The organism is Shinella sp. 20P9.1.1 (genome assembly GCF_057798995.1).
Window position 1 is genome coordinate 110,055 of sequence record NZ_JBYOLC010000006.1, and the last position, 21,272, is coordinate 131,326.

The window sequence follows — 21,272 nt, forward strand, 5'->3', positions numbered from 1 at the left end:
AATGAGGGAATGATGACGACGATGAAGCGGCCTGGCGAGGACAACCTGCCGATCGTGGACCGCAATACGCGGCCGGCAGTGGCGCTGCGCGTCGTCGTGCTCGCCGTCGTTCTGGCGGCTTCGGCCGGCGCCTTCATCGTCTTCAAGAACCAGCTCGACAACGAACTCGTGCTCGGTGTGCTCGGCGTTCTCGCCATGGCCGGCATTTTCTTCGTTGTCTCGGCGCTGATCGGCTTCATCGAGATCATGCCGCAGGCTGCGGGTTCCGACGAGCTTGCGCGCGCCTTCCTCGAATCCCATCCCGACGGCACCGTCGTGACGGACCGCAAGGGCCGCATCGTCTATGCCAATGCCGCCTATGGCGCGCTGACGGGCGCTTCGGGTGCCGCGGAGGTGCAGACGCTCGAAACCCTGCTGTCGCGCAACCGCGACGCCACCGAGGCCGTCTATCGCCTGACCAACGGCCTGCATGAGGGTAAGGAGGGCGCGGAGGAATTCCGGGTCCAGAAGGCGCTCAATCCGTCGTCGACAAGCGGATCGGGCGCCCATTGGTATCGCCTGAAGGCACGCGTTCTGCCGAACCGCGACAAGGCGAAACAGCCGCTCTATATCTGGCAGATTTCCGACATCACCTCCGAGCGGGACGACCAGGAGCGCTTCTTTAAGGAGCTGCAGAACGCGATCGATTATCTCGACCATGCGCCGGCCGGCTTCTTTTCCGCCGGCCGCAAGGGCGAGATCGTCTATCTCAATGCGACGCTTGCCGAATGGCTCGGCATCGATCTGGCAAAATTCCATCCGGGCTCGCTGTCGATCGCCGACGTGGTGGCGGGCGAGGGGCTTGCGCTCATCCAGTCCGTGCAGGCCGAACCCGGCCTCAAGCGGACGGAGACGCTGGATCTCGATCTTCGCAAGACCAACGGCCAGAGCCTGCCCGTGTGCATCGTGCACCGGGTCTCCTCCATGCGCGACGGTGCGCCCGGTGAGAGCCGCACCATCGTTCTGGCGCGCGAGGAGGGCAGCGAGAGCGACCAGTCCGCGTCGATCGCCTCCATGCGCTTCACGCGTTTCTTCAACAACACGCCGATGGCGATCGCCTCCGTCGATGGCAGCGGCCGTATCCTGCGCACCAACGCGCCGTTCCTGAAGCTGTTCTCCAGTGTCGTCTCGCGCGACGATATCGACCGGGGGGCCAAGCTCGAAACCATCGTGCACGATGTGGATCGCCTGCGCCTGCAATCGGCGCTGGATGCCGCCAAGGACCGCCAGGGCGATATCCCGCCGCTCGATTCGCTGCATCCGGCCGACGACACCAGGCATTTCCGCTTCTACATAAACGCCGTCATCGACCAGAGCGACGAGGCGCCCGAAGAAGCCGCCATCGTCTATGCCGTCGAGATCACCGAGCAGAAGGCGCTCGAGACGCAGATGGCGCAGACGCAGAAGATGAATGCGGTCGGCACGCTGGCCGGCGGCATCGCGCACGATTTCAACAACGTGCTGACGGCGATCCTGCTCTCCTCCGATCACCTGCTACTCTCGGCGCGACCCTCGGATGCGAGTTTTGCCGATCTCATGGAGATCAAGCGCAATGCCAACCGCGCCGCCGTGCTGGTGCGCCAGCTGCTTGCCTTCTCGCGCAAGCAGACGATGCGCCCGACCGTCCTGAATATGACGGATGTCATCGGTGACCTGCGCATGCTCGTTGACCGCATGACGGGCACCAACGTCAAGATCGACGTCGAATACGGTCGCGACCTCTGGGCGGTGAAGACCGATCTCGGCCAGTTCGAGCAGGTACTGATCAACCTCGCCGTCAATGCGCGCGATGCCATGCCAGAGGGTGGCACGATCACCTTCCGCACCCGCAATCTGCCTGCCGACGAGGCCGCCGACCGCAACCTTCGCGACCTGCCGCCGGGCGATTATGTCGAAGTCGATGTCGCCGACCAGGGCACCGGCATCCCGCCCGAGATCATCGACAAGATCTTCGAGCCCTTCTTCACGACGAAGGAAGTCGGCAAGGGCACCGGTCTCGGCCTCTCTATGGTCTACGGTATCGTCAAGCAGTCCGGCGGTTACATCTATCTCGATTCGGAAGTCGGCAAGGGCACGACCTTCCGCATTCTCATGCCACGCCACATTGAGGACGTCGTGCCGGTCGAGGCCGCTGTCGCTGGCGAAGCCAGCGTGCAGCAGCCAGTCGCGGCCGTCGCCACTCCGGAAAAAGAGCCGCGCGACCTCACCGGCGGCTCGGCAGTCGTGCTTTTGGTCGAGGACGAGGAGGCGGTGCGCCGCGGCGGCAAGCGCATGCTGGAAACCCGCGGCTACACGGTGCACGAGGCCGGCTCGGGCGTCGAGGCGCTGGATATCATGGAAGAGCTGAACGGCGCCGTCGACATCGTCGTCTCCGACGTCGTCATGCCCGAAATGGATGGCCCGTCACTACTGCGCGAGCTGCGCAAAACCTATCCGGATATGAAGTTCATCTTCGTCTCCGGCTACGCCGAAGACGCCTTCGCCCGCAATCTGCCGGCCGATGCCAAGTTCGGCTTCCTGCCGAAGCCGTTCTCGCTGAAGCAGCTGGCCGAAGCGGTACGGGAAATGCTGGACGCGTAAGGCGCGCATCCAAAAAAATGGCCGGCTTAAAGCCGGCCATTCGCCTTTCAATCCACCAGCGCCACGGCGATTTCAGCCGCCAGCCGCGCGTTGTTTTCGACGAGCGCGATGTTCGTCTTCAGGCTCCGGCCATCGGTCAGGTGGAAGAGATTGTCGAGCAGGTAGGGTGTCACCGACTTGCCGGCGATTTCGTCGCGCTCGGCATTGTCGAGGGCACGAGCAATGTAGATTTCCATTTCCTCGCGCGGAATCTCGTCGGCTTCCGGCACGGGATTGGCGATCAGCATGCCGCCATCGACGCCGAGCTGGTCGCGCACCGTCTGGAAGTTGGCGATCGCCGCCGGGCTGTTCAGCGTCAGCGGGCTCTTCAGGCCCGAATCGCGCGACCAGAAGGCCGGGAAGACGGGGCTGTCATAGGTCACGACCGGCACACCGCGGGTTTCCAGCACTTCCAGCGTCTTCGGGATATCGAGGATCGCCTTGGCGCCGGCGCAGACGACGATGACGCCGGTGCGCGAGAGTTCGTCGAGGTCGGCGGAGATGTCGAAGGTCTCCTCGGCCTTGCGGTGCACGCCGCCGATGCCGCCGGTCGCAAAGACCTTGATGCCGGCGCGGGCCGCGCCGATCATCGTGGCCGCGACGGTGGTGGCGCCGGTGCGGCGCTCGGCGATCGCGAAGGCGAGGTCGGCGCGCGACAGCTTCATGGCGCCCTGCGTCTGGGCCAGCACTTCCAGCCGCGCCTCATCGAGACCGATATGCAGCACGCCGTCGATGACCGCGATGGTCGCCGGCACGGCGCCCTGCTCACGAATGATGCGCTCCACGCTGCGCGCCATGTCGAGATTGCCCGGATAGGGCATGCCGTGGGTGATGATGGTCGATTCGAGCGCGACGATCGGGGCGCCGCGCGCCTTGGCGGCGGCGACTTCGTCCGAATAGTGCATCGGCAGAAGGGGGGAAACGGGTCGGGTCATGCGATGTCCTTACAAAATCCTGGGAGGAAATCCGGGCAAAAAAGTCTCATGACAGGATTTCCGCCTGCGGCACAAGCGAAAGTGCGGCGGCAAGGGCAGCCTGCGACATTTCTTCGGCAACGGCGAGCGGCGAGCGCACGGTAACGGTCGCTGCCGCCACGCCGTGGCGGAGCGCCGCCGTGATGCCGGCGCCGCCGAGCACGGCGTTGAGAAAACCGGAGGCGAGCGAATCGCCCGCTCCCGTGACATCGCCGAGTTCGGGGATTTCGGGAGGAACGACCGATGCCGCGCATGTCTTGTCAAAGGCGATGACGCCACGCCCGCCACGGGTCACGACACCGGCGGAAAGGCCAGCGGCGCGCAGGATCTTTGGCCAGTCGGCCGGGTTGTCCGCATCTTCTCCCGTCAAGGCGCGCGCTTCCGCCTCGTTCATGAAAAGGAAGGCGAGGGCACCGAGGCTTTCGCGAAACCGCACGACCTTGGCCGGGGAAATGGCGATGCCGGCGAGAGGCACGTCCACTGTTTTTGCGGATTGCGACATCGTGGAGAGCGTGTCGGCGGGTAGATTGGCGTCCGTCAGGATCAGTCCCGCGGCAGCCATCGCCTCGCGCATGGCCCGCTGTTGCAGCCGGCGTGGCGAAAACAACCGGTAGAGATCCATATCGGCCAGTGCGATGACGAGGTTGCCGTCCCGCTCGATGATCGCCGTATAGCTCGGCGTCGCCCGGTCGAGGAAGACGAAGGGCGTATCCTCGACGCCGGCGGCCTGCGCTGCCGCCGCCACGATATCGCCGTCAGCATCGCCGCCGCGCGGCGAGACCAGCCGCACGGCGTGGCCGAGCCGGGCGAGATTGCGCGCCGCGTTGAACGCGCCGCCGCCCGCTTCCACGAACCAGCTGCCGGGGTTGCTCGCCCCCGGCGCCGTCTCGCCGGCAATGCGTCCGCGCCTGTCCACATGGGCGCCGCCCATCACCAGAATCGTTTTCTCGATCATCGTCTTCCTTCACATCCGGCAGGCCGATTCGCGCGGGTCGCGCTTCATCGGGTAACGGTTTGTTCCTGTTCCTGCATCGGCTTTATCCACCTGAAACGAAAATAGAACACGCCTCGGATTCACAAAAATATTCAAAAGGATGAATGTTTCTTGCAAAAAGAGAACAAAATGTGTACATGCCGTTCATCGACGGCTTCGTTGCCTGTCTTGCTTCAATAACCTAAAGGTGGACCAAATGGCACAGAACACTTTGCGGCTCGTAGAGGAAAAATCAGTGGATAAAAGCAAGGCACTCGAAGCAGCTCTCTCTCAGATCGAGCGCTCGTTCGGCAAGGGCTCCATCATGAAGCTCGGTGGCAAGGACAGTGTCATCGAGGTCGAGACGGTTTCGACGGGCTCTCTCAGCCTCGACGTGGCGCTCGGTATCGGCGGCCTGCCCAAGGGGCGTATCGTCGAAATCTATGGCCCGGAAAGTTCCGGCAAGACGACGCTGGCCCTGCAGACCATCGCGGAAGCCCAGAAGAAGGGCGGCATCTGCGCCTTCGTCGACGCCGAACACGCACTCGACCCGATCTATGCCCGCAAGCTCGGCGTGGACCTTCAAAACCTGCTGATCTCGCAGCCCGACACCGGCGAGCAGGCGCTTGAAATCACCGACACGCTGGTGCGCTCCGGCGCCATCGACGTGCTGGTCGTCGACTCCGTCGCGGCGCTCACGCCGCGCGCCGAAATCGAAGGCGAGATGGGCGAAAGCCTGCCGGGTCTTCAGGCCCGCCTGATGAGCCAGGCGCTGCGCAAGCTGACCGCCTCGATCTCCAAGTCGAACACCATGGTCATCTTCATCAACCAGATCCGTATGAAGATCGGTGTCGTCTACGGCTCGCCGGAAGTGACGACCGGCGGCAACGCCCTGAAGTTCTACGCTTCCGTCCGTCTCGACATTCGCCGCATCGGCGCCGTCAAGGAGCGCGACGAGGTCATTGGCAACCAGACCCGCGTCAAGGTCGTCAAGAACAAGATGGCGCCGCCCTTCAAGCAGGTCGAATTCGACATCATGTATGGCGAAGGCGTCTCCAAGACGGGCGAACTCGTCGATCTCGGCGTCAAGGCCGGCATCGTCGAGAAGTCGGGCGCCTGGTTCTCCTATAACAGCCAGCGCCTCGGCCAGGGCCGCGAGAACGCCAAGACGTTCCTGCGCGACAACCCGGATGTCGCCCGCGAGATCGAAGCGACGCTGCGCCAGAATGCCGGCCTGATCGCCGACCGCTTCCTGGAAAATGGCGGACCTGACCCGAACGACGACGGCGACGGCGAGCCCTGATCACGCCGCGACGGCTAACCCGGCTGTCGCAAATGCGTGCCGCGGTTTCTTGAATGCGGCATGGACGGAATGAAAATTTGGAAACCGGCCTGTTCTTCGCGAAAGGCCGGTTTTTTGATGTCTGGACAGGGGATGAGGCGGGCGATAAAAGCCTTCAGTTCTCGCGCGCGCCCGCGTTTTCGGCCTTTTCGACGGAATTGGCGGCAGGCGCGTGCAGTTTCGACGGAATTGGCGGATGGTGGCCTTGTCAGGCCTCCGGCGGGCGCTCCGGCCGGCGGGGCGGTTTCGCATCTGCTGAACTTGAATTTGGTGGATGCTGCGCCCGGCTTGAGGCGCAGACAGTGGCAAGATGAAGGACGCGATATGAGCGGCGTGAATGAGATCCGGTCGACTTTCCTCGACTATTTCCGCAAGAATGACCACGAGGTCGTGTCGTCCAGTCCGCTCGTGCCGCGCAACGACCCGACGCTGATGTTCACCAATGCCGGCATGGTGCAATTCAAGAATGTCTTCACCGGGCTGGAGCAGCGTCCTTATTCGCGCGCCGTGACCGCGCAGAAATGCGTGCGCGCCGGCGGCAAGCACAATGACCTTGACAATGTTGGCTATACCGCGCGCCACCACACCTTCTTCGAAATGCTCGGCAACTTCTCCTTCGGCGACTACTTCAAGGAGCGCGCCATCGAGCTCGCCTGGAACCTGATCACCAAGGAATTCGGCATCGACAAGAAGCGCCTTCTCGTCACCGTCTATCACACGGACGACCAGGCCTTCGATCTCTGGAAGAAGATCGCCGGCCTGACCGACGACCGTATCATCCGCATCCCGACCAACGACAATTTCTGGGCGATGGGCGATACCGGCCCCTGTGGCCCGTGCTCGGAAATCTTCTACGACCACGGCGATCACATCTGGGGCGGCCCGCCCGGTTCGCCGGAAGAGGATGGCGACCGCTTCATCGAGATCTGGAACCTCGTCTTCATGCAGTTCGAGCAGGTGACGAAGGAAGAACGCATCGACCTGCCGCGCCCGTCCATCGACACCGGCATGGGCCTCGAGCGCGTCGCGGCGCTGCTTCAGGGCAAGCATGACAACTACGATATCGACCTGTTCCGCGCGCTGATCGACGCCTCCGTCGAGGCGACCGGCGTCAAGGCCGAGGGTGAGGCGCGTGCCAGCCACCGCGTCATCGCCGATCATCTGCGCTCCTCCGCCTTCCTGATCGCCGACGGCGTTCTGCCGGCCAAGGATGGCCGCGGCTACGTGCTGCGTCGCATCATGCGCCGCGCCATGCGTCATGCGCAGCTGCTCGGCGCCAAGGAGCCGCTGATGTGGAAGCTCTTGCCGACGCTGGTCAGCGAGATGGGCCGCGCCTATCCCGAACTGCAGCGCGCCGAAGCGCTGATTTCCGAGACGCTGAAGCTCGAGGAAACCCGTTTCCGCACCACCCTGGAGCGCGGTCTCAACCTGCTCTCCGACGCCACCTCGACGCTCACCAAGGGCGACATGCTGGATGGCGAGACCGCTTTCAAGCTCTACGACACCTATGGCTTCCCGCTCGACCTGACGCAGGACGCGCTGCGCGCCCGCGAAATCAACGTCGATCTCTCCGGCTTCACCGATGCCATGGAGCGCCAGAAGGCGGAGGCGCGTTCGCACTGGGCCGGCTCCGGCGACAAGGCGATGGAAACGATCTGGTTCGAGCTCAAGGAAAAGCACGGCGCGACGGAGTTTCTCGGTTATGACACCGAGACCGCCGAAGGCGTCGTTCAGGCGATCGTGCGCGACGGCAAGGCGGTCGAGACCGCCGCAGCCGGCGAAGAGGTTCAGCTGGTCATCAACCAGACGCCGTTCTACGGCGAATCCGGTGGCCAGATGGGCGATACCGGCATCATCTCGTCCGACAATGCCAAGCTCACCGTTTCCGATACGCAGAAGAAAGGCGAGGGCGTCTTCGTCCATGTCGCGACCGTTGCCGAGGGCACGCTGACGGTCGGCGATGCCGTGGCGCTGAATGTCGATCACGCCCGCCGCTCCCGCCTGCGCGCCAACCACTCGGCGACACACCTGCTGCATGAGGCGCTGCGTGAAGTGCTCGGCACCCACGTTGCCCAGAAGGGGTCGCTGGTGGCGCCCGAGCGCCTGCGTTTCGACGTCTCGCATCCCAAGCCCATGACCGCCGAGGAACTGCGCGTCGTCGAGGACATGGCCAACGAGATCGTCGTACAGAATTCGCCGGTTACCACCCGCCTGATGACGGTGGACGACGCGATTGCCGAGGGCGCCATGGCGCTGTTCGGCGAAAAGTACGGCGATGAAGTGCGCGTCGTCGCGATGGGCACTGGTGTTCGCGGCGCCAAGGCGAACCGCGCCTATTCGGTCGAGCTTTGCGGCGGCACGCATGTCGCGGCCACCGGCGAAATCGGCCTTGTACGCATTCTCTCCGACAGCGCCGTCGGTTCCGGCGTGCGCCGTCTGGAAGCATTGACGGGCGAGGCGGCCCGCGCCTATCTCGCCGAGCAGGACGAGCGCGTGAAGGCGCTGGCCACCACGCTGAAGGCCCAGCCGGGCGAAGTGCTCGCCCGCGTCGAGGCCCTGGTCGATGAGCGCCGCAAGCTCGAGCGCGAGCTGACCGAGGCCAAGAAGAAGCTCGCGCTTTCCGGCGGTCCCTCGGGCGGCGATGATGGCGTTCGCGAGGTTGCCGGTATCAAGTATCTCGGCAAGGTCGTCACCGGCGTCGAGCCGAAAGACCTGAAGAGCCTGGCGGACGAAGGCAAGAAGAGCCTCGGCTCCGGCGTCGTCACCTTCGTCGGCGTTTCGCCGGATGGCAAGGCGAGTGCCGTCGTGGCCGTCACGGACGATCTGACCGGCCGCTTCAGCGCCGTCGAGCTTGTGCGTCGCGCCTCCGAAGCGCTTGGCGGCAAGGGCGGCGGCGGCCGTCCCGACATGGCGCAGGCCGGCGGTCCCGATGGCTCCAAGGCTGCCGATGCCGTGGACGCGGTGGCTGCCGTCATCGCCGGCTGATCCGGCGTCAAAACATCCTGTATCGATACGGCGGCGGGCTTCTGGCCCGCCGTTTTGTTTGCGAAGTCTTCAAGCTTTGCGCTTAGCATCTTCGCCGTGCGGAGAGCGTGTTTTGATTGCGGACATCGTCAGTATTTCAACCTTGATGATTTGTACCTTCCTGTCGACCATGGTCGTCGGGATTTTCATGCTGCAGGTCTGGTTGACCGACCGCCGTCATGCCGCCGCAGGCTACTGGTGCGTCTCCATGTGGGTCGGCTCGCTCTGCACCTTGCTCTATGCCCTGCGTCCCATCGGCTATCCGATGCTGACCGTCGGTTTTTCCAACATGCTCGCGGCCCTTGGTTACGCGTTGATGTGGGCCGGCTTTCGCGTCTTTGACCGGCGCCCGGCCTATCCGCTGGTTGTGGCGGCGGGGCCGGTGCTGTGGAGTTTCGCCTATCTTTTCGCGCCTGCGATCACCGGTGACGTGAACAACCGCATCATCCTATCCTCGGTCATCATCACCACCTATTCGCTGTGGATGGGCCTCGACATCTGGCGAGGGCGCGGCGGCGAGCGGCTGCCGAGCCGCATCCTGTCCGCCATCTTCTTCCTGTCGCACGGCGTCATCTATTCCCTGCGCATCCCGATGGCTATCGTTTCTCCCGCACCGCTCGGCAACGGCACGGCGCATTCGGCCTGGTTCGCGTTATTCTCGCTTGAGCTTTTCGCCCACACGATCCTGGCTGCCATCGCCATGCTCGTGCTCATCAAGGAGCGCGGCGAGGCGTTGTACCGGCAGACGTCGCGCACCGATGCGCTGACGGGCATCGCCAATCGCGGCTCGTTCCTCGAGGACACGCGCATCCTCCTTGCCGGCCGCAATGATGGCACGCTGATGATCTTCGACCTCGACCGCTTCAAGGCGGTCAACGACACGCACGGCCATGTGGCGGGCGACGTGGTTCTAAAGCGTTTCGCGGCACGCATCTCGGCCTCGCTGGAGGAGGGCATGCTGTTTTGTCGCTTCGGCGGGGAGGAGTTCGCACTTTTCGCCCCCCGGCACGATATCGCGCAGGCCGAAGAGTTTGCCGAGCGGCTGCGGCAGGAGGTGGCGGCGCTCCATATTCTGAGCGAGGGCCGCGAGATCGACGTTTCCGTCAGCATCGGCCTTGCCGATGTCGCGACCTTCGGCGCGGATTTCGACCGCCTGCATTCGGCCGCCGATGGTGCGCTTTATGCCGCGAAGGAGGCAGGACGTAACCGCGTCATGCTTGCGGTACCGGCCGCTGTGCTGTCCGGTTTTGCCGAGCGCATGTGCAAATCATCCGCTCACTCCACCGGTCTCGCTGCCGCCGGCTAAGCGGAGGCTATCCGGTCAAGTGCTTCCGCTGTCGTGTTGGTGAAGATCACATGGTCGTGCAGGCCGCGCCTCCAGAAGACGGCGCATGTTCGGCTTCAATCCCGCAATGTAGATCTGCACGCCGGACCTGATCGCTTGCGCACCAGGGCGCGCGGCGTTGTAACCCTCCGCGAAAACGCTGGCTAGCTTGGGCATTAGGGTATCAGTCATAAGAGCCTCGAAAGGCCGGAGGACGGAGGGTTCGGAGCGTCTATCTCACGCCGATGCAGTTGATGGACGTCAAGCCGTCGAAAAACACGAGCACCGCAGAAGCGCAGGATTTGTGAAATCGCTCCGTGCTTGATTGAATGCGTCCCGACGAGAAAGGAAACGGCATGAGCGAGAACGAGATCTGGGCCGCCTACGAGAAGCGCCTGCTGCGCGTCTCCGCCTATATCTATGAGCATCTGGACGAGGATCTCGATCTCGACCGGCTCTCGGATATCGCCTGCCTTTCCGCCCATCACTGGCATCGTGTCTATCGGGCGGTGCACAACGAGACGCTGGCGATGACCGTCCGGCGGCTCAGGCTGCACCGCGCGGCGGGCGATCTGGTGCGAAGCGACCGCTCGGTCCGGGACATCGCCGCGCGCTGGGGCTATCCCAACCTGCAATCCTTCACGCGCACCTTCGCGGCCGCCTACGGCATGCCGCCGGCGCGCTACCGCAAGGACGGGCCCCATCGCGCCTTCGAACCCGAACACGGCAAGGAAACGTTCCGCATGTATGATATCGCCATCCGCAGCATTCCCGAGCAGACGCTGCTCTGCGTTCCCCATACCGGGTCCTATATGGGCATCGGCAAGGCCTTCGAGGCGCTCTACGGCGCCTTGTTTTCCCGCAACATCTTCACGCCCGACATGCGTATGATCGGCCTCTTCCTCGACGATCCCGATCTCACGCCCGAGGACAAGCTGCGCTCCTTCGCCTGCGTGACGGCCGATGCGGATATCCCGGCGGACGCGCCGCTCGAACGCCGCACGCTGGCCGGCGGTGATTACGCCGTGCTGCGACACAAGGGCCCCTATGCCGATATGGGGGCGGCCTATCGCTGGCTCTACGCCACCTGGCTGCCGGCCTCCGGCCGCTCGATCCGCGACGAGGTGATGTTCGAGGCCTATCTCAACAACCCGCGCGACGTGCCGCCGAACGAGTTGATCACGGAAATCTGCCTACCCTTGCAGCCGGCAATGGAGGCCGCGGCCTAAGACAGACGGCGGGGCGCTGGGATTTGCAATTGCGTTTTCCCAGCCTCCCATCCTCACCAACGTCATCCTCCGGTCAAGCCCGAGGATGACGAAGGAGAGGTAGCGTTCGCTCTTAGCCCGCTTTCGCCGCCGCAAGCTGGCGATGCATCTCCTCGTCGTCGATCGCCTTGGCCTTCAGATAGGCGGGGCGATCCTTCAGGCGGTCCCAATAGGCCTGGTACTCCGGCCGCGCCTCAAGGGTGCCGAATTGCAGGCCCCAGCTTATATGCGAGCCGACATAGACATCGGCGGCGGAGAAGGTGTCGCCGGCGATGTAGGACGTGCGGCCGACGGCATAAGACAGCGCGTCCAGCACCGATTCATAGCTGCCGCAGCCTATGCTGCGTTCGCGCTCCTTCGGAACGGCGATGCCGAAGCCTTTCAGCGAGACGGCCATTTCCAGCGGGCCGGCGGCGAAAAACATCCAGCGGTAATAGTCGGCGCGCTGGCTGGCAGGCGGGGCAAGGCCGGCTTCGGGGAAGGCATCGGCCATGTAGGCGCAGATCGCCGCGGCTTCCGTCACCACGGTCTTGCCGTAGCGGATGGCCGGCACCTTGCCCATCGGATTGACCGCAAGATAGTCCGGCGCCTTCATCGAGCCTTCATAGGTCAGCCATTCCGTGCGGTAGGGCGCGCCGACCTCTTCCAGCATCCAGCGGGCAATGCGCCCACGCGACATCGGGTTGCTGTAGAAAACAAGCTCGTCGGCCATGGTGTCCTCCTCGAATGGCGAGGGGGAGAATAGGGCGTGGCGGGGCGGTCGCAAGCCTGCCCAAAAGAAAAAGCCCGGCGCGATGGCCGGGCTTTCTGGGTGTTTTTTCAGGTTCAGGCCGCCATGGCCTTGCGCAGGTTTTCATCGATTTTGTCGAGGAAGCCCGTCGTGGAAAGCCACGGTTGGTCGGGACCGATGAGGAGCGCGAGGTCCTTGGTCATAAAGCCCGATTCGACGGTGTCGACGCAGACACGCTCAAGCGTTTCAGAGAACTTGGCCAGTTCCGCATTGCCGTCCAGCTTGGCGCGGTGGGCGAGACCACGGGTCCAGGCGAAGATCGAGGCGATCGAGTTGGTCGAGGTTTCCTCGCCCTTCTGGTGCTGGCGGTAGTGGCGCGTCACCGTGCCGTGGGCGGCTTCGGCTTCGACGGTCTTGCCATCGGGCGTCATCAGAACCGAGGTCATCAGGCCGAGCGAGCCGAAACCCTGGGCCACGATGTCGGACTGCACGTCGCCGTCATAGTTCTTGCAGGCCCAGACATAGCCGCCGGACCACTTGAGCGCCGAGGCAACCATGTCGTCGATCAGACGGTGTTCGTACCAGATTTTGGCTTCCTTGAACTTGTCGGCGAATTCCGCGTCGAAGACCTGCTGGAAGATGTCCTTGAAGCGGCCGTCATAGACCTTGAGGATGGTGTTCTTGGTCGAGAGATAGACCGGCACCTTGCGCTGCAGGCCGTAGTTGAACGACGCGCGGGCGAATTCGGTGATCGAATCGTCGAGGTTGTACATGCCCATGGCGACACCGGCGGAGGGGGCGTCGAACACGTCGTATTCGATTTCCTTGCCGTCTTCGCCGACGAACTTCATCGTCAGCTTGCCCTTGCCCGGGAACTTGAAATCGGTGGCGCGGTACTGGTCGCCGAAGGCGTGACGACCGACGATGATCGGCTTGGTCCAGCCGGGAACGAGGCGCGGCACGTTCTTGCAGATGATCGGCTCGCGGAAGATGACGCCGCCGAGGATGTTGCGGATCGTGCCGTTCGGCGACTTCCACATCTTCTTCAGCTTGAATTCCTCGACGCGGGCTTCGTCCGGCGTGATCGTGGCGCACTTGACGCCGACGCCGTGCTTCTTGATGGCGTTGGCCGCATCGATCGTCACCTGGTCGTCGGTGGCGTCGCGGTTTTCCATGCCGAGGTCGTAATATTCGAGGTCCACGTCCAGGTAGGGATGGATCAGCTTGTCCTTGATGAACTGCCAGATGATGCGCGTCATCTCGTCGCCATCGAGCTCGACGACGGGGTTGGCGACCTTGATCTTTGCCATGGGGAGCCTCGTGCTTGTAGGGCGGAACGCCCGGGATCGTGGACTTCAAAAGAACCGATTGGCCCTATAGCATCCGAGACCCGGAAGGCAAAGCCAACGAAGGAATGAGGCGGTTTATTTTCGTGGCGCGGCGGAATAACTTTTGCCCGAATTCCGTTTCAGGAAGGTTCGCTCGCGGCGCCTGTCCGGATGCCGCCATCCAATGGAGAATATCATGTCGCGTTTCGGTCTCGTGGCGCTCGCCGTCCTCTTTCCCGTCGCCGTCCATGCTGCCGACTTCAAGGCGCCTGTCACGGAAATCATGTCGGCTGCGACCAACAACTGGCAGGACATGGGCACCGACAGCGACACGCCGCCTGATTATGTCGACTATTTCAGCGAGGATTTTCTGAAGCGCCTCTACAGCAAGGATTTCGTCACGAAATATCGCGCGGCGGCGAAATTTCCGGCCTATGACGACGGCGGTTCGCCCTTCGACTACGATCCGATCATCGGCGGCCAGGATGGCTGCGCGCTGAAGGACGTGAAGACCACCGAAAGCCAGCCGGCCAATGGCGCGGAAGACGTGACCGTGACCTTCGACAACAGCCATTGTTTCGGCGAGCGCGCGGCCGACTGGAAGCCGGAGACGCTGGTCTTCAAGATGATCGAAGAGGACGGCCACGCCGTAATCGACGATATCGAGCGCCCGAGCTTCGAGGACGGCGCATCGCTCAAGAAGGAAATGGTCGAAATCGCCGAAGCCGGCGCCAATGGCGGCAATGCGGAAGCGCCCGAGAGCGCCGAATAGGCACCCACGCTTTTCATTTCCGGCCGTTTATGCCAGTGAGGCGCCAACTTTCTAGGGAAGACTTGGCATGGCAGGCACGAACAGCGAACGCACGATGATCGCCGAAGGACCGGCGATCATCCTCGTTCATCCGCAACTCGGTGAAAATATCGGCATGGTCGCCCGTGCCATGGCGAATTTCGGCTTGGCCGAACTGCGCCTCGTCAACCCGCGCGACGGCTGGCCGAGCGAGAAGGCGATCTCCGCCGCCAGCAAGGCCGATCACGTCATCGAGGCGGCGAAGGTCTATGCCTCGCTGGAGGAGGCCGTCGCCGATCTCGAATTCGTCTATGCGACGACGGCGCGCGACCGCTACGGCTATAAGGAAGTCCGCTCGCCGGTCGTGGCTGCGGACGATCTGCGCGTGCGTTTCCGGGCGGGCGAAAAGACCGGGATCCTCTTCGGTCGCGAACGCACGGGCCTGACCAATGAGGAGATCGCGCTGGCCGACGAGTTGGTGACCTTCCCGGTCAATCCCGCCTTCGCCTCGCTGAACCTCGCTCAGGCCGTGCTCCTGATGAGCTACGAATGGATGAAGAGCGGCCTGACCTCCGTCGAGGACACGCCCTTCGACGCGCTGCCGCAACGCCCGGCCAAGAAGGAAGAGTTGCAGGGCCTCTTCGACCATGTCGAAGAGACGCTCGATGCGCGCGGTTATTTCCGGCCTGCCGAAAAAAAGCCAAAACTGGTGGAGAATCTGCGCGCCATCCTCACGCGCCCCTCCTTCACCGGCACGGAGATCCAGGTCTTGCGCGGCATCATTTCCTGCCTCGATCGTTTTACGCGGGAATCGCCGCGTGGCGCGACCAACCCGAACCGCACTCGCAACCGCCGGCCGAAAGAGCCCCGTGACCTCGACGAATAGCGCCAAGCCTATCCTCATGTTCGACAGCGGCATCGGTGGCCTCACCGTGCTGCGCGAGGCCCGCGTGCTGATGCCGGAGCGGCATTTCACCTACGTGGCCGACGATGCCGGCTTTCCCTATGGCGGCTGGGAAGAGCCGGCGCTGAAGACGCATATCATCGAACTCTTCGTAAAACTCCTGAACGAGCACGACCCGGAAATCTGCGTGATCGCCTGCAACACGGCCTTCACGCTCGTCGGCAGCGATCTGCGCGCCGCATTCCCGAATATGCAATTCGTCGGCACGGTCCCGGCCATCAAGCCCGCTGCCGAGCGCACCCGCTCCGGCCTCGTCTCGGTGCTCGCCACCCCCGGCACGGTGAAGCGCGCCTATACCCGCGATCTCATCCAGTCCTTCGCCACGCAATGTGACGTGCGCCTTGTCGGCTCGGAAAACCTCGCCCGCATGGCCGAAGCCTATATCCGCGGCGAAACACTGTCTGACGAGGCCGTGCGTGCCGAAATCATTCCGTGTTTCGTCGACGAGATGGGCCGCAAGACCGATATCGTGGTTCTCGCCTGCACCCATTATCCCTTCGTCGCGAACCTCTTCCGCAAGCTCGCCCCGTGGCCCGTCGACTGGCTCGACCCCGCCGAAGCCATCGCCCGTCAGGCCCGCCGCCTCGTGCCGCCGCTGGAAACGCTGGCGCCGGGCGAAGACATCGCCGTCTTCACCTCCGGCAAGCCGGACTTTTCGACGCGAAGGCTGATGCAGGGTTTTGGTCTGCGCGTCGTTTGACGCGGCTTTCCCTGTGGGTTTTTCAAAAGCTGCGCGTGACGGCGGTCCGTTTCGTGTTAGGGCTTGCCGGATGTCCGGTGGCGGCCGGGCGAATCGCATATTTCAGGAACGAGGAACGGGATGAAGGTCGGCATCGACATGGGAACGGTGCAGGGCGGCGCACCGGCCAAGCTCGATATCGAGGAACTCTTGGCAACGCGCCTGCTGGTGCAGGGCAATTCGGGCTCGGGCAAGTCGCATCTTCTGCGCCGCCTGCTCGAACAGTCGGCACCCTGGGTGCAGCAGGTCATCATCGACCCCGAGGGCGACTTCGTCACGCTGTCCGATCGCTTCGGCCATGTCGTGGTCGATGGCCAGCGCACGGAAGCCGAGCTTGTCGGCATCGCGACCCGTATCCGCCAGCACCGCGTCTCCTGCGTGCTCTCGCTCGAAGGCCTCGAGGCCGACGAGCAGATGCGCGCCGCCGGCATCTTTCTCAACGCCATGTTCGATGCGGACCGGGACTACTGGTATCCGGTACTCGTCGTGGTCGACGAAGCCCAGCTCTTCGCACCTGCCGTCAGCGGCGAAGTCTCCGAAGAGGCGCGAAAACTCTCGCTTGGCGCTATGACGAACCTGATGTGCCGTGGCCGTAAACGCGGCCTTGCCGGCGTCATTGCCACGCAGCGCCTCGCCAAGCTTGCCAAGAACGTCGCGGCCGAAGCCTCGAACTTCCTGATGGGCCGCACCTTTCTCGATATCGACATGGCGCGTGCCGCCGATTTGCTCGGCCTCGATCGCCGGCAGGCGGAGATGTTCCGCGACCTGCCGCGTGGTTCCTTCGTGGCGCTCGGCCCGGCATTGTCGCGCCGCCCGCTGCCGGTGACGATCGGGGCGGTGGAAACCTCGGCGCGCTCGACCAGCCCCAAGCTGATGCCGCTGCCGGATGCGCCGCAGGATGTAGAAGACCTGATCTTCACGCCCGATCCGGACGAGTTTTCCCGTCCACTCGTGCGTCGTGCACCGCCCGCACCACGCCCGACGACGGATATTCTTGCCGAGCTTTCCCGCGTGCGGCCGGAGCCGGTCCAGACGGAAACCAAAGCGCCCGCGCCGGAAATTTCCGCCGAGGAGCGCGAAGGCCTGCTCGATCAGGCGCTTGCCGAAATCCTCAGCAACCCTGAAGCGGCCTTCCGCGCCGATGCGGAACTGTTCCAGGACTTCCTCGTGCGCTGCCGTATCCGCCGCGTGCCTGGCGCGCCGCTCTCGCTGCCGGCTTTCCGCCGCAAGATGGCGGTGGCGCGCTCCGGCGTCGATGCCGAGACGGCGGCGACGGAGATCTGGGGCAGGGCGCTCGATTTGTCCCGCAGCGTCACCGAGGACTTGCAGGGCGTCTTCCTGCTCGTGGCCCAGACGGCAGTGCGCGGGCTTGCCTGCCCTTCGGATGCGCGAATCGCCCGCGCCTACGGCACGCACTCCGCCCGCCGGGCGCGCCGTCTGCTCGGCTATTTCGAGGAGCAGGGACTGGTCGTCGTGCACAGCGATCTTGCCGGCCACCGCATCGTCGCCTTCCCGGATCTCGGCTGCGAGACGCTGCCGGGCGACGCCAACGGGCCGGACCTTGCCGATTCCCACCGCGATGCGGCGGAATAGGCGGATTTTCCGGGCTTTGTTCGTTGACAGTTTTGTAAAACTCGCCTAATGACCCCGCCAACGCCGGGCAGAAATGTCCGGTGTTTCATTTGACATGTCCCGTGGATTCTCCGGTCGCGATCGTGAGAAGCCTGTCGGAACCTAAGAAGGTTCAGAGGAGGGCGTGTTTCCTTCAGCCGGTCCGGCGACGGATTGGCGATAACAAGACCAAGAGGAAATGCGATGAGCAAGCGCGCTGCATCCAAGTACAAAATCGACCGCCGTATGGGCGAAAACATCTGGGGCCGTCCGAAGTCCCCGGTCAACCGCCGCGAATACGGCCCGGGCCAGCACGGCCAGCGCCGCAAGTCCAAGCTTTCGGACTTCGGTGTTCAGCTCCGCGCCAAGCAGAAGCTGAAGGGCTACTATGGCGATATCCGCGAGAAGCAGTTCCGCGCGATCTTCGCTGAAGCCGAACGCCGCAAGGGCGACACCCCGGAAAACCTGATCGGCCTGCTCGAATCGCGTCTGGACGCGATCGTCTACCGCGCCAAGTTCGTTCCGACGGTCTTCGCTGCCCGTCAGTTCGTCAACCACGGCCACGTCAAGGTCAACGGCGTTCGCGTCAACATCGGTTCCTACCGTTGCAAGCCGGGCGACGTCATCGAAGTCAAGGAAAAGTCCAAGCAGCTCGTCACGGTTCTCGAATCCGTTGGCCTCGCTGAACGCGACGTTCCGGACTACATCGAAGCCGATCACAACAAGATGGTTGCGACCTTCGTTCGCATCCCGGTTCTCTCCGACGTGCCCTACGCCGTCGTCATGGAACCGCACCTGGTCGTCGAATTCTACTCGCGTTAATTCGCGGTCGACACCTTGCGCAATCTGGAAAAGCCGCCAAGAAATTGGCGGCTTTTTCTTTGGGGAAAATCGCATGACGGATCTGCAGGCCATCATTGAGGACATCCACGCCACGCTGTCGCCGCGGCGCGGCGAGGGCAAGGTGGCGAACTACATTCCCCAGCTTGCCCACGTGGATCCCCACAAATTCGGCATGGCCGTTGTGACGGTCGATGGCGACGTGCATCTCGTCGGCGATGCCGAGGAGCCGTTCTCCATCCAGAGCATTTCCAAGGTCTTCACGCTGACGCTGGCGCTCGGCAAACACGGCGAATCGATCTGGAAGCGTGTCGGCCGCGAGCCCTCCGGCTCAGCCTTTAATTCCATCGTCCAGTTGGAGCAGGAAGGCGGCATTCCGCGCAATCCCTTCATCAATGCCGGCGCCATCGCCATCACCGATCTAGTGCTGGCCGGCCACACGCCCAAGGAGGCGATCGGCGAGGTCGTGCGCTTCCTGCGCTATCTGGCGGATGAAGAGGACATCATCATCGACCAGTCGGTGGCGCGCTCCGAGCAGGCGACGGGGTTCCGCAATTTCGCTCTCGCCAATTTCATGCGTTCTTTCGGCAAGCTCGATCATGCGGCTGAACTGGTGCTCGGCGTCTACTTTCACCAATGTGCGCTCGCCATGAGCTGCCGGCAGCTTGCCAAGGCAGGCCTGTTCCTCGCCAACAGCGGCACGAACCCGCTGACGGGCCACCGCGTCGTCTCGCATCTGCGGGCGCGGCGCATCAACGCCTTGATGCTGACTTGCGGCCACTATGACGGCTCGGGCGATTTCGCCTATCGCGTCGGCCTGCCAGGCAAGAGCGGTGTCGGCGGCGGGATTCTCGCTGTGGCGCCGGGAAAGGCGTCCGTCGCTGTCTGGTCGCCCGGCCTCAACGACAACGGCAATTCGCTCATCGGCTCGCTGGCGCTGGAAATGCTGGCGGCGCGCACCGGCTGGTCGGTCTTCGGGGCTTGATTGTGCCGCCGGTTCGGGGCATTGCAGGCCCATGACCCTCGCTTTCGCCGAAACCGACGACGACACCCCAGAAACCGGCCGTCATCCGCTCTTTGCCGATGCGCCGTCGAGCGTGTCGTTCAACAAGCTGCGCAAGCGCCTGCTGCGGCAGGTCCGCCAGGCGATGGACGATTTTGCCATGCTGAAGGGCCAGAAGCGCTGGCTCGTCGGCCTCTCCGGCGGCAAGGACAGTTATGGGCTGCTGGCGCTGCTGATGGACCTGCAATGGCGCGGCCTGCTGCCGGTCGAGCTGATCGCCTGCAATCTCGACCAGGGCCAGCCGAATTTTCCCAAGCACATATTGCCCGAATATCTGAAATCGATCGGCGTCAAACACCGCATCGAATACCGCGACACCTATTCCATCGTGAAGGAGAAGGTGCCGTCGGGGGCGACCTATTGCTCGCTCTGCTCGCGGCTGCGCCGCGGCAATCTCTATCGTGTCGCCCGGGAGGAGGGCTGCGATGCACTGGTGCTCGGGCATCATCGCGAGGATATTCTCGAAACCTTCTTCATGAATTTCTTCCACGGCGGGCGGCTTGCCGCCATGCCGCCAAAACTTTTGAACGACGAGGGCGACCTCATGGTTTTACGTCCGCTCGCCTATGCGGCTGAGGACGATCTGGCGAAATTTGCGACCGCCATGCAGTTCCCGATCATTCCCTGCGACCTCTGCGGCTCGCAGGACGGCCTTCAGCGCAACGCGATGAAGGCGATGCTGGCGGATATCGAAACGCGCATGCCCGGCCGCAAGGACGCCATGCTGCGTGCGCTCGGCCACACCAATCCCTCGCATCTCCTCGATCCCAAGCTTTTCGATTTCTCCTCCCTCGAAACGGTAAGAAGCAATGACGATTGACATCAATGCCCTGGCGCTCGTGCTTGCACAGGCGGCCGAGACGGAAATCCGCCCGCGCTTCCGCGCGCTCGCGAAAGGCGACGTCCACACCAAGGCCGACGCGAACGATCTTGTGACGGTCGCCGACGAAGCGGCCGAACGCTTCATCAAACGGGAGGTGGCCGCGCAGTTTCCGGGCGTGCTGTTCGTCGGCGAGGAATCGGTCGCGGCCGATCCGGCGCTCCTGTCGAAACTCGGCGATGCCGAAACCGCCATCGTCGTCGATCCGATCGACGGCACGTTCAATTTCGCGGCCGGTGTGCCGCTCTTCGGCGTCATGGCGGCGATCGTTTCCGGCGGCGAGACCGTCGGCGGCATCATCTATGACCCGATGGGCGATGATTTCGTCATGGCCGAAAAGGGAAGCGGCGCCTGGCAGACCGGCGATCACCGCCCGGCCGTGCGGCTGAAGGCTCGCGGCGGCGCGGCGCTCGAAGACCTGACCGGCATGGCCTCCACCAGCTTCCTGGATCGCGACCGTCGCGCGCGTATCCTGTCGAACCTCGCCAAGGTGGCTTTCGTTTCGAACTACCGTTGCGCCGCGCACGAATACCGCACCTTCGCGGGCGGCCACCTGCATTACCTCATGTACAATAAGCTGATGCCCTGGGATCACCTGGCCGGCACGCTGATCGCCCAGGAGGCCGGTGCTTACGCCGCCCGCTTCGATGGCTCTGCCTACCAGCCGCACCACACGGAAGGCGGCCTGCTGGTGGCGCCGGACAAGGACACCTGGGACCTGCTGCGCCGCGAAGTCTTCGTCGACTGATACGGTAAGCGCCAAA

General features: G+C 63.7%; 17 protein-coding genes. 13 read left to right on the plus strand and 4 right to left on the minus strand.

Annotated features, from left to right (window positions below; all coding sequences use genetic code 11):
- The first annotated feature begins 12 nt into the window (after positions 1 to 12).
- On the plus strand, positions 13 to 2,619 hold the full coding sequence (gene cckA, locus AC27VQ_RS12480) for a cell cycle histidine kinase CckA (protein ID WP_488716498.1): 2,607 nt from the start codon (positions 13 to 15) through the stop codon (positions 2,617 to 2,619).
- 47 nt (positions 2,620 to 2,666) lie between these two features.
- On the opposite strand, the gene AC27VQ_RS12485 is transcribed toward cckA, so the two are convergent.
- A complete protein-coding gene (locus AC27VQ_RS12485) occupies positions 2,667 to 3,593 on the minus strand; it encodes a pseudouridine-5'-phosphate glycosidase (RefSeq protein WP_488716499.1) in 927 nt (308 codons plus the stop codon).
- 46 nt (positions 3,594 to 3,639) lie between these two features.
- Positions 3,640 to 4,587, minus strand: a complete 948-nt coding sequence (locus AC27VQ_RS12490) for a carbohydrate kinase family protein (RefSeq protein ID WP_488716500.1) — start codon at positions 4,585 to 4,587, stop codon at positions 3,640 to 3,642.
- Positions 4,588 to 4,822: 235 nt separating this feature from the next.
- On the opposite strand from AC27VQ_RS12490, the gene recA reads away from it, so the two are divergent.
- The 4 genes from recA (at position 4,823) to AC27VQ_RS12510 (ending at position 11,524) form a co-directional block, all read left to right on the plus strand.
- Positions 4,823 to 5,908 (plus strand): recombinase RecA, encoded by a 1,086-nt coding sequence (recA, locus tag AC27VQ_RS12495; protein WP_488716501.1) that lies wholly within the window; start codon positions 4,823 to 4,825, stop codon positions 5,906 to 5,908.
- 363 nt (positions 5,909 to 6,271) lie between these two features.
- Complete coding sequence (gene alaS / locus AC27VQ_RS12500; protein ID WP_488716502.1) at positions 6,272 to 8,932, plus strand: alanine--tRNA ligase; 2,661 nt, start codon at positions 6,272 to 6,274, stop codon at positions 8,930 to 8,932.
- Positions 8,933 to 9,077: 145 nt separating this feature from the next.
- Positions 9,078 to 10,277, plus strand: a complete 1,200-nt coding sequence (locus AC27VQ_RS12505) for a GGDEF domain-containing protein (protein WP_488716657.1) — start codon at positions 9,078 to 9,080, stop codon at positions 10,275 to 10,277.
- A 374-nt stretch (positions 10,278 to 10,651) separates the two neighbouring features.
- Positions 10,652 to 11,524: an AraC family transcriptional regulator gene (locus AC27VQ_RS12510; protein ID WP_488716503.1), complete on the plus strand. Its 873-nt coding sequence runs from the start codon at positions 10,652 to 10,654 to the stop codon at positions 11,522 to 11,524.
- A 112-nt stretch (positions 11,525 to 11,636) separates the two neighbouring features.
- Here the strand turns inward: AC27VQ_RS12510 and AC27VQ_RS12515 are convergent, their stop codons facing one another.
- Positions 11,637 to 12,275: a glutathione S-transferase family protein gene (locus tag AC27VQ_RS12515; protein WP_488716504.1), complete on the minus strand. Its 639-nt coding sequence runs from the start codon at positions 12,273 to 12,275 to the stop codon at positions 11,637 to 11,639.
- Positions 12,276 to 12,388: 113 nt separating this feature from the next.
- A complete protein-coding gene (locus AC27VQ_RS12520; RefSeq protein ID WP_244759091.1) occupies positions 12,389 to 13,603 on the minus strand; it encodes an NADP-dependent isocitrate dehydrogenase in 1,215 nt (404 codons plus the stop codon).
- Between the two features lie 214 nt (positions 13,604 to 13,817).
- Here AC27VQ_RS12520 and AC27VQ_RS12525 point away from each other — a divergent pair, with 214 nt between their 5' ends.
- From AC27VQ_RS12525 to AC27VQ_RS12560, 8 genes are all read left to right on the plus strand, one after another.
- The gene (locus AC27VQ_RS12525; protein WP_488716505.1) at positions 13,818 to 14,393 is read left to right on the plus strand and encodes a hypothetical protein; all 576 of its coding nucleotides are present in this window, start codon (positions 13,818 to 13,820) and stop codon (positions 14,391 to 14,393) included.
- A gap of 67 nt (positions 14,394 to 14,460) precedes the next feature.
- Positions 14,461 to 15,297, plus strand: coding sequence for an RNA methyltransferase (locus AC27VQ_RS12530; RefSeq protein ID WP_488716506.1), 837 nt, complete (start codon positions 14,461 to 14,463; stop codon positions 15,295 to 15,297).
- 16 nt (positions 15,298 to 15,313) lie between these two features.
- On the plus strand, positions 15,314 to 16,075 hold the full coding sequence (murI, locus tag AC27VQ_RS12535; protein ID WP_488716658.1) for a glutamate racemase: 762 nt from the start codon (positions 15,314 to 15,316) through the stop codon (positions 16,073 to 16,075).
- Positions 16,076 to 16,195: 120 nt separating this feature from the next.
- A complete protein-coding gene (locus tag AC27VQ_RS12540) occupies positions 16,196 to 17,707 on the plus strand; it encodes a helicase HerA domain-containing protein (RefSeq protein WP_488716507.1) in 1,512 nt (503 codons plus the stop codon).
- A gap of 222 nt (positions 17,708 to 17,929) precedes the next feature.
- A complete protein-coding gene (rpsD, locus tag AC27VQ_RS12545; RefSeq protein WP_488716508.1) occupies positions 17,930 to 18,547 on the plus strand; it encodes a 30S ribosomal protein S4 in 618 nt (205 codons plus the stop codon).
- A 73-nt stretch (positions 18,548 to 18,620) separates the two neighbouring features.
- Entirely contained in the window at positions 18,621 to 19,550 is a 930-nt protein-coding gene (locus tag AC27VQ_RS12550; protein ID WP_313528805.1) for a glutaminase, read from the plus strand.
- Between the two features lie 31 nt (positions 19,551 to 19,581).
- Positions 19,582 to 20,448 carry a tRNA 2-thiocytidine(32) synthetase TtcA gene (gene ttcA, locus AC27VQ_RS12555; protein WP_488716509.1) on the plus strand — a complete coding sequence of 289 codons (867 nt, stop codon included), beginning with the start codon at positions 19,582 to 19,584 and terminating at the stop codon, positions 20,446 to 20,448.
- Entirely contained in the window at positions 20,438 to 21,256 is an 819-nt protein-coding gene (locus AC27VQ_RS12560; RefSeq protein WP_313528801.1) for an inositol monophosphatase family protein, read from the plus strand. The genes ttcA and AC27VQ_RS12560 overlap by 11 nt, the downstream gene beginning before the upstream one ends.
- Positions 21,257 to 21,272 lie beyond the last annotated feature (16 nt).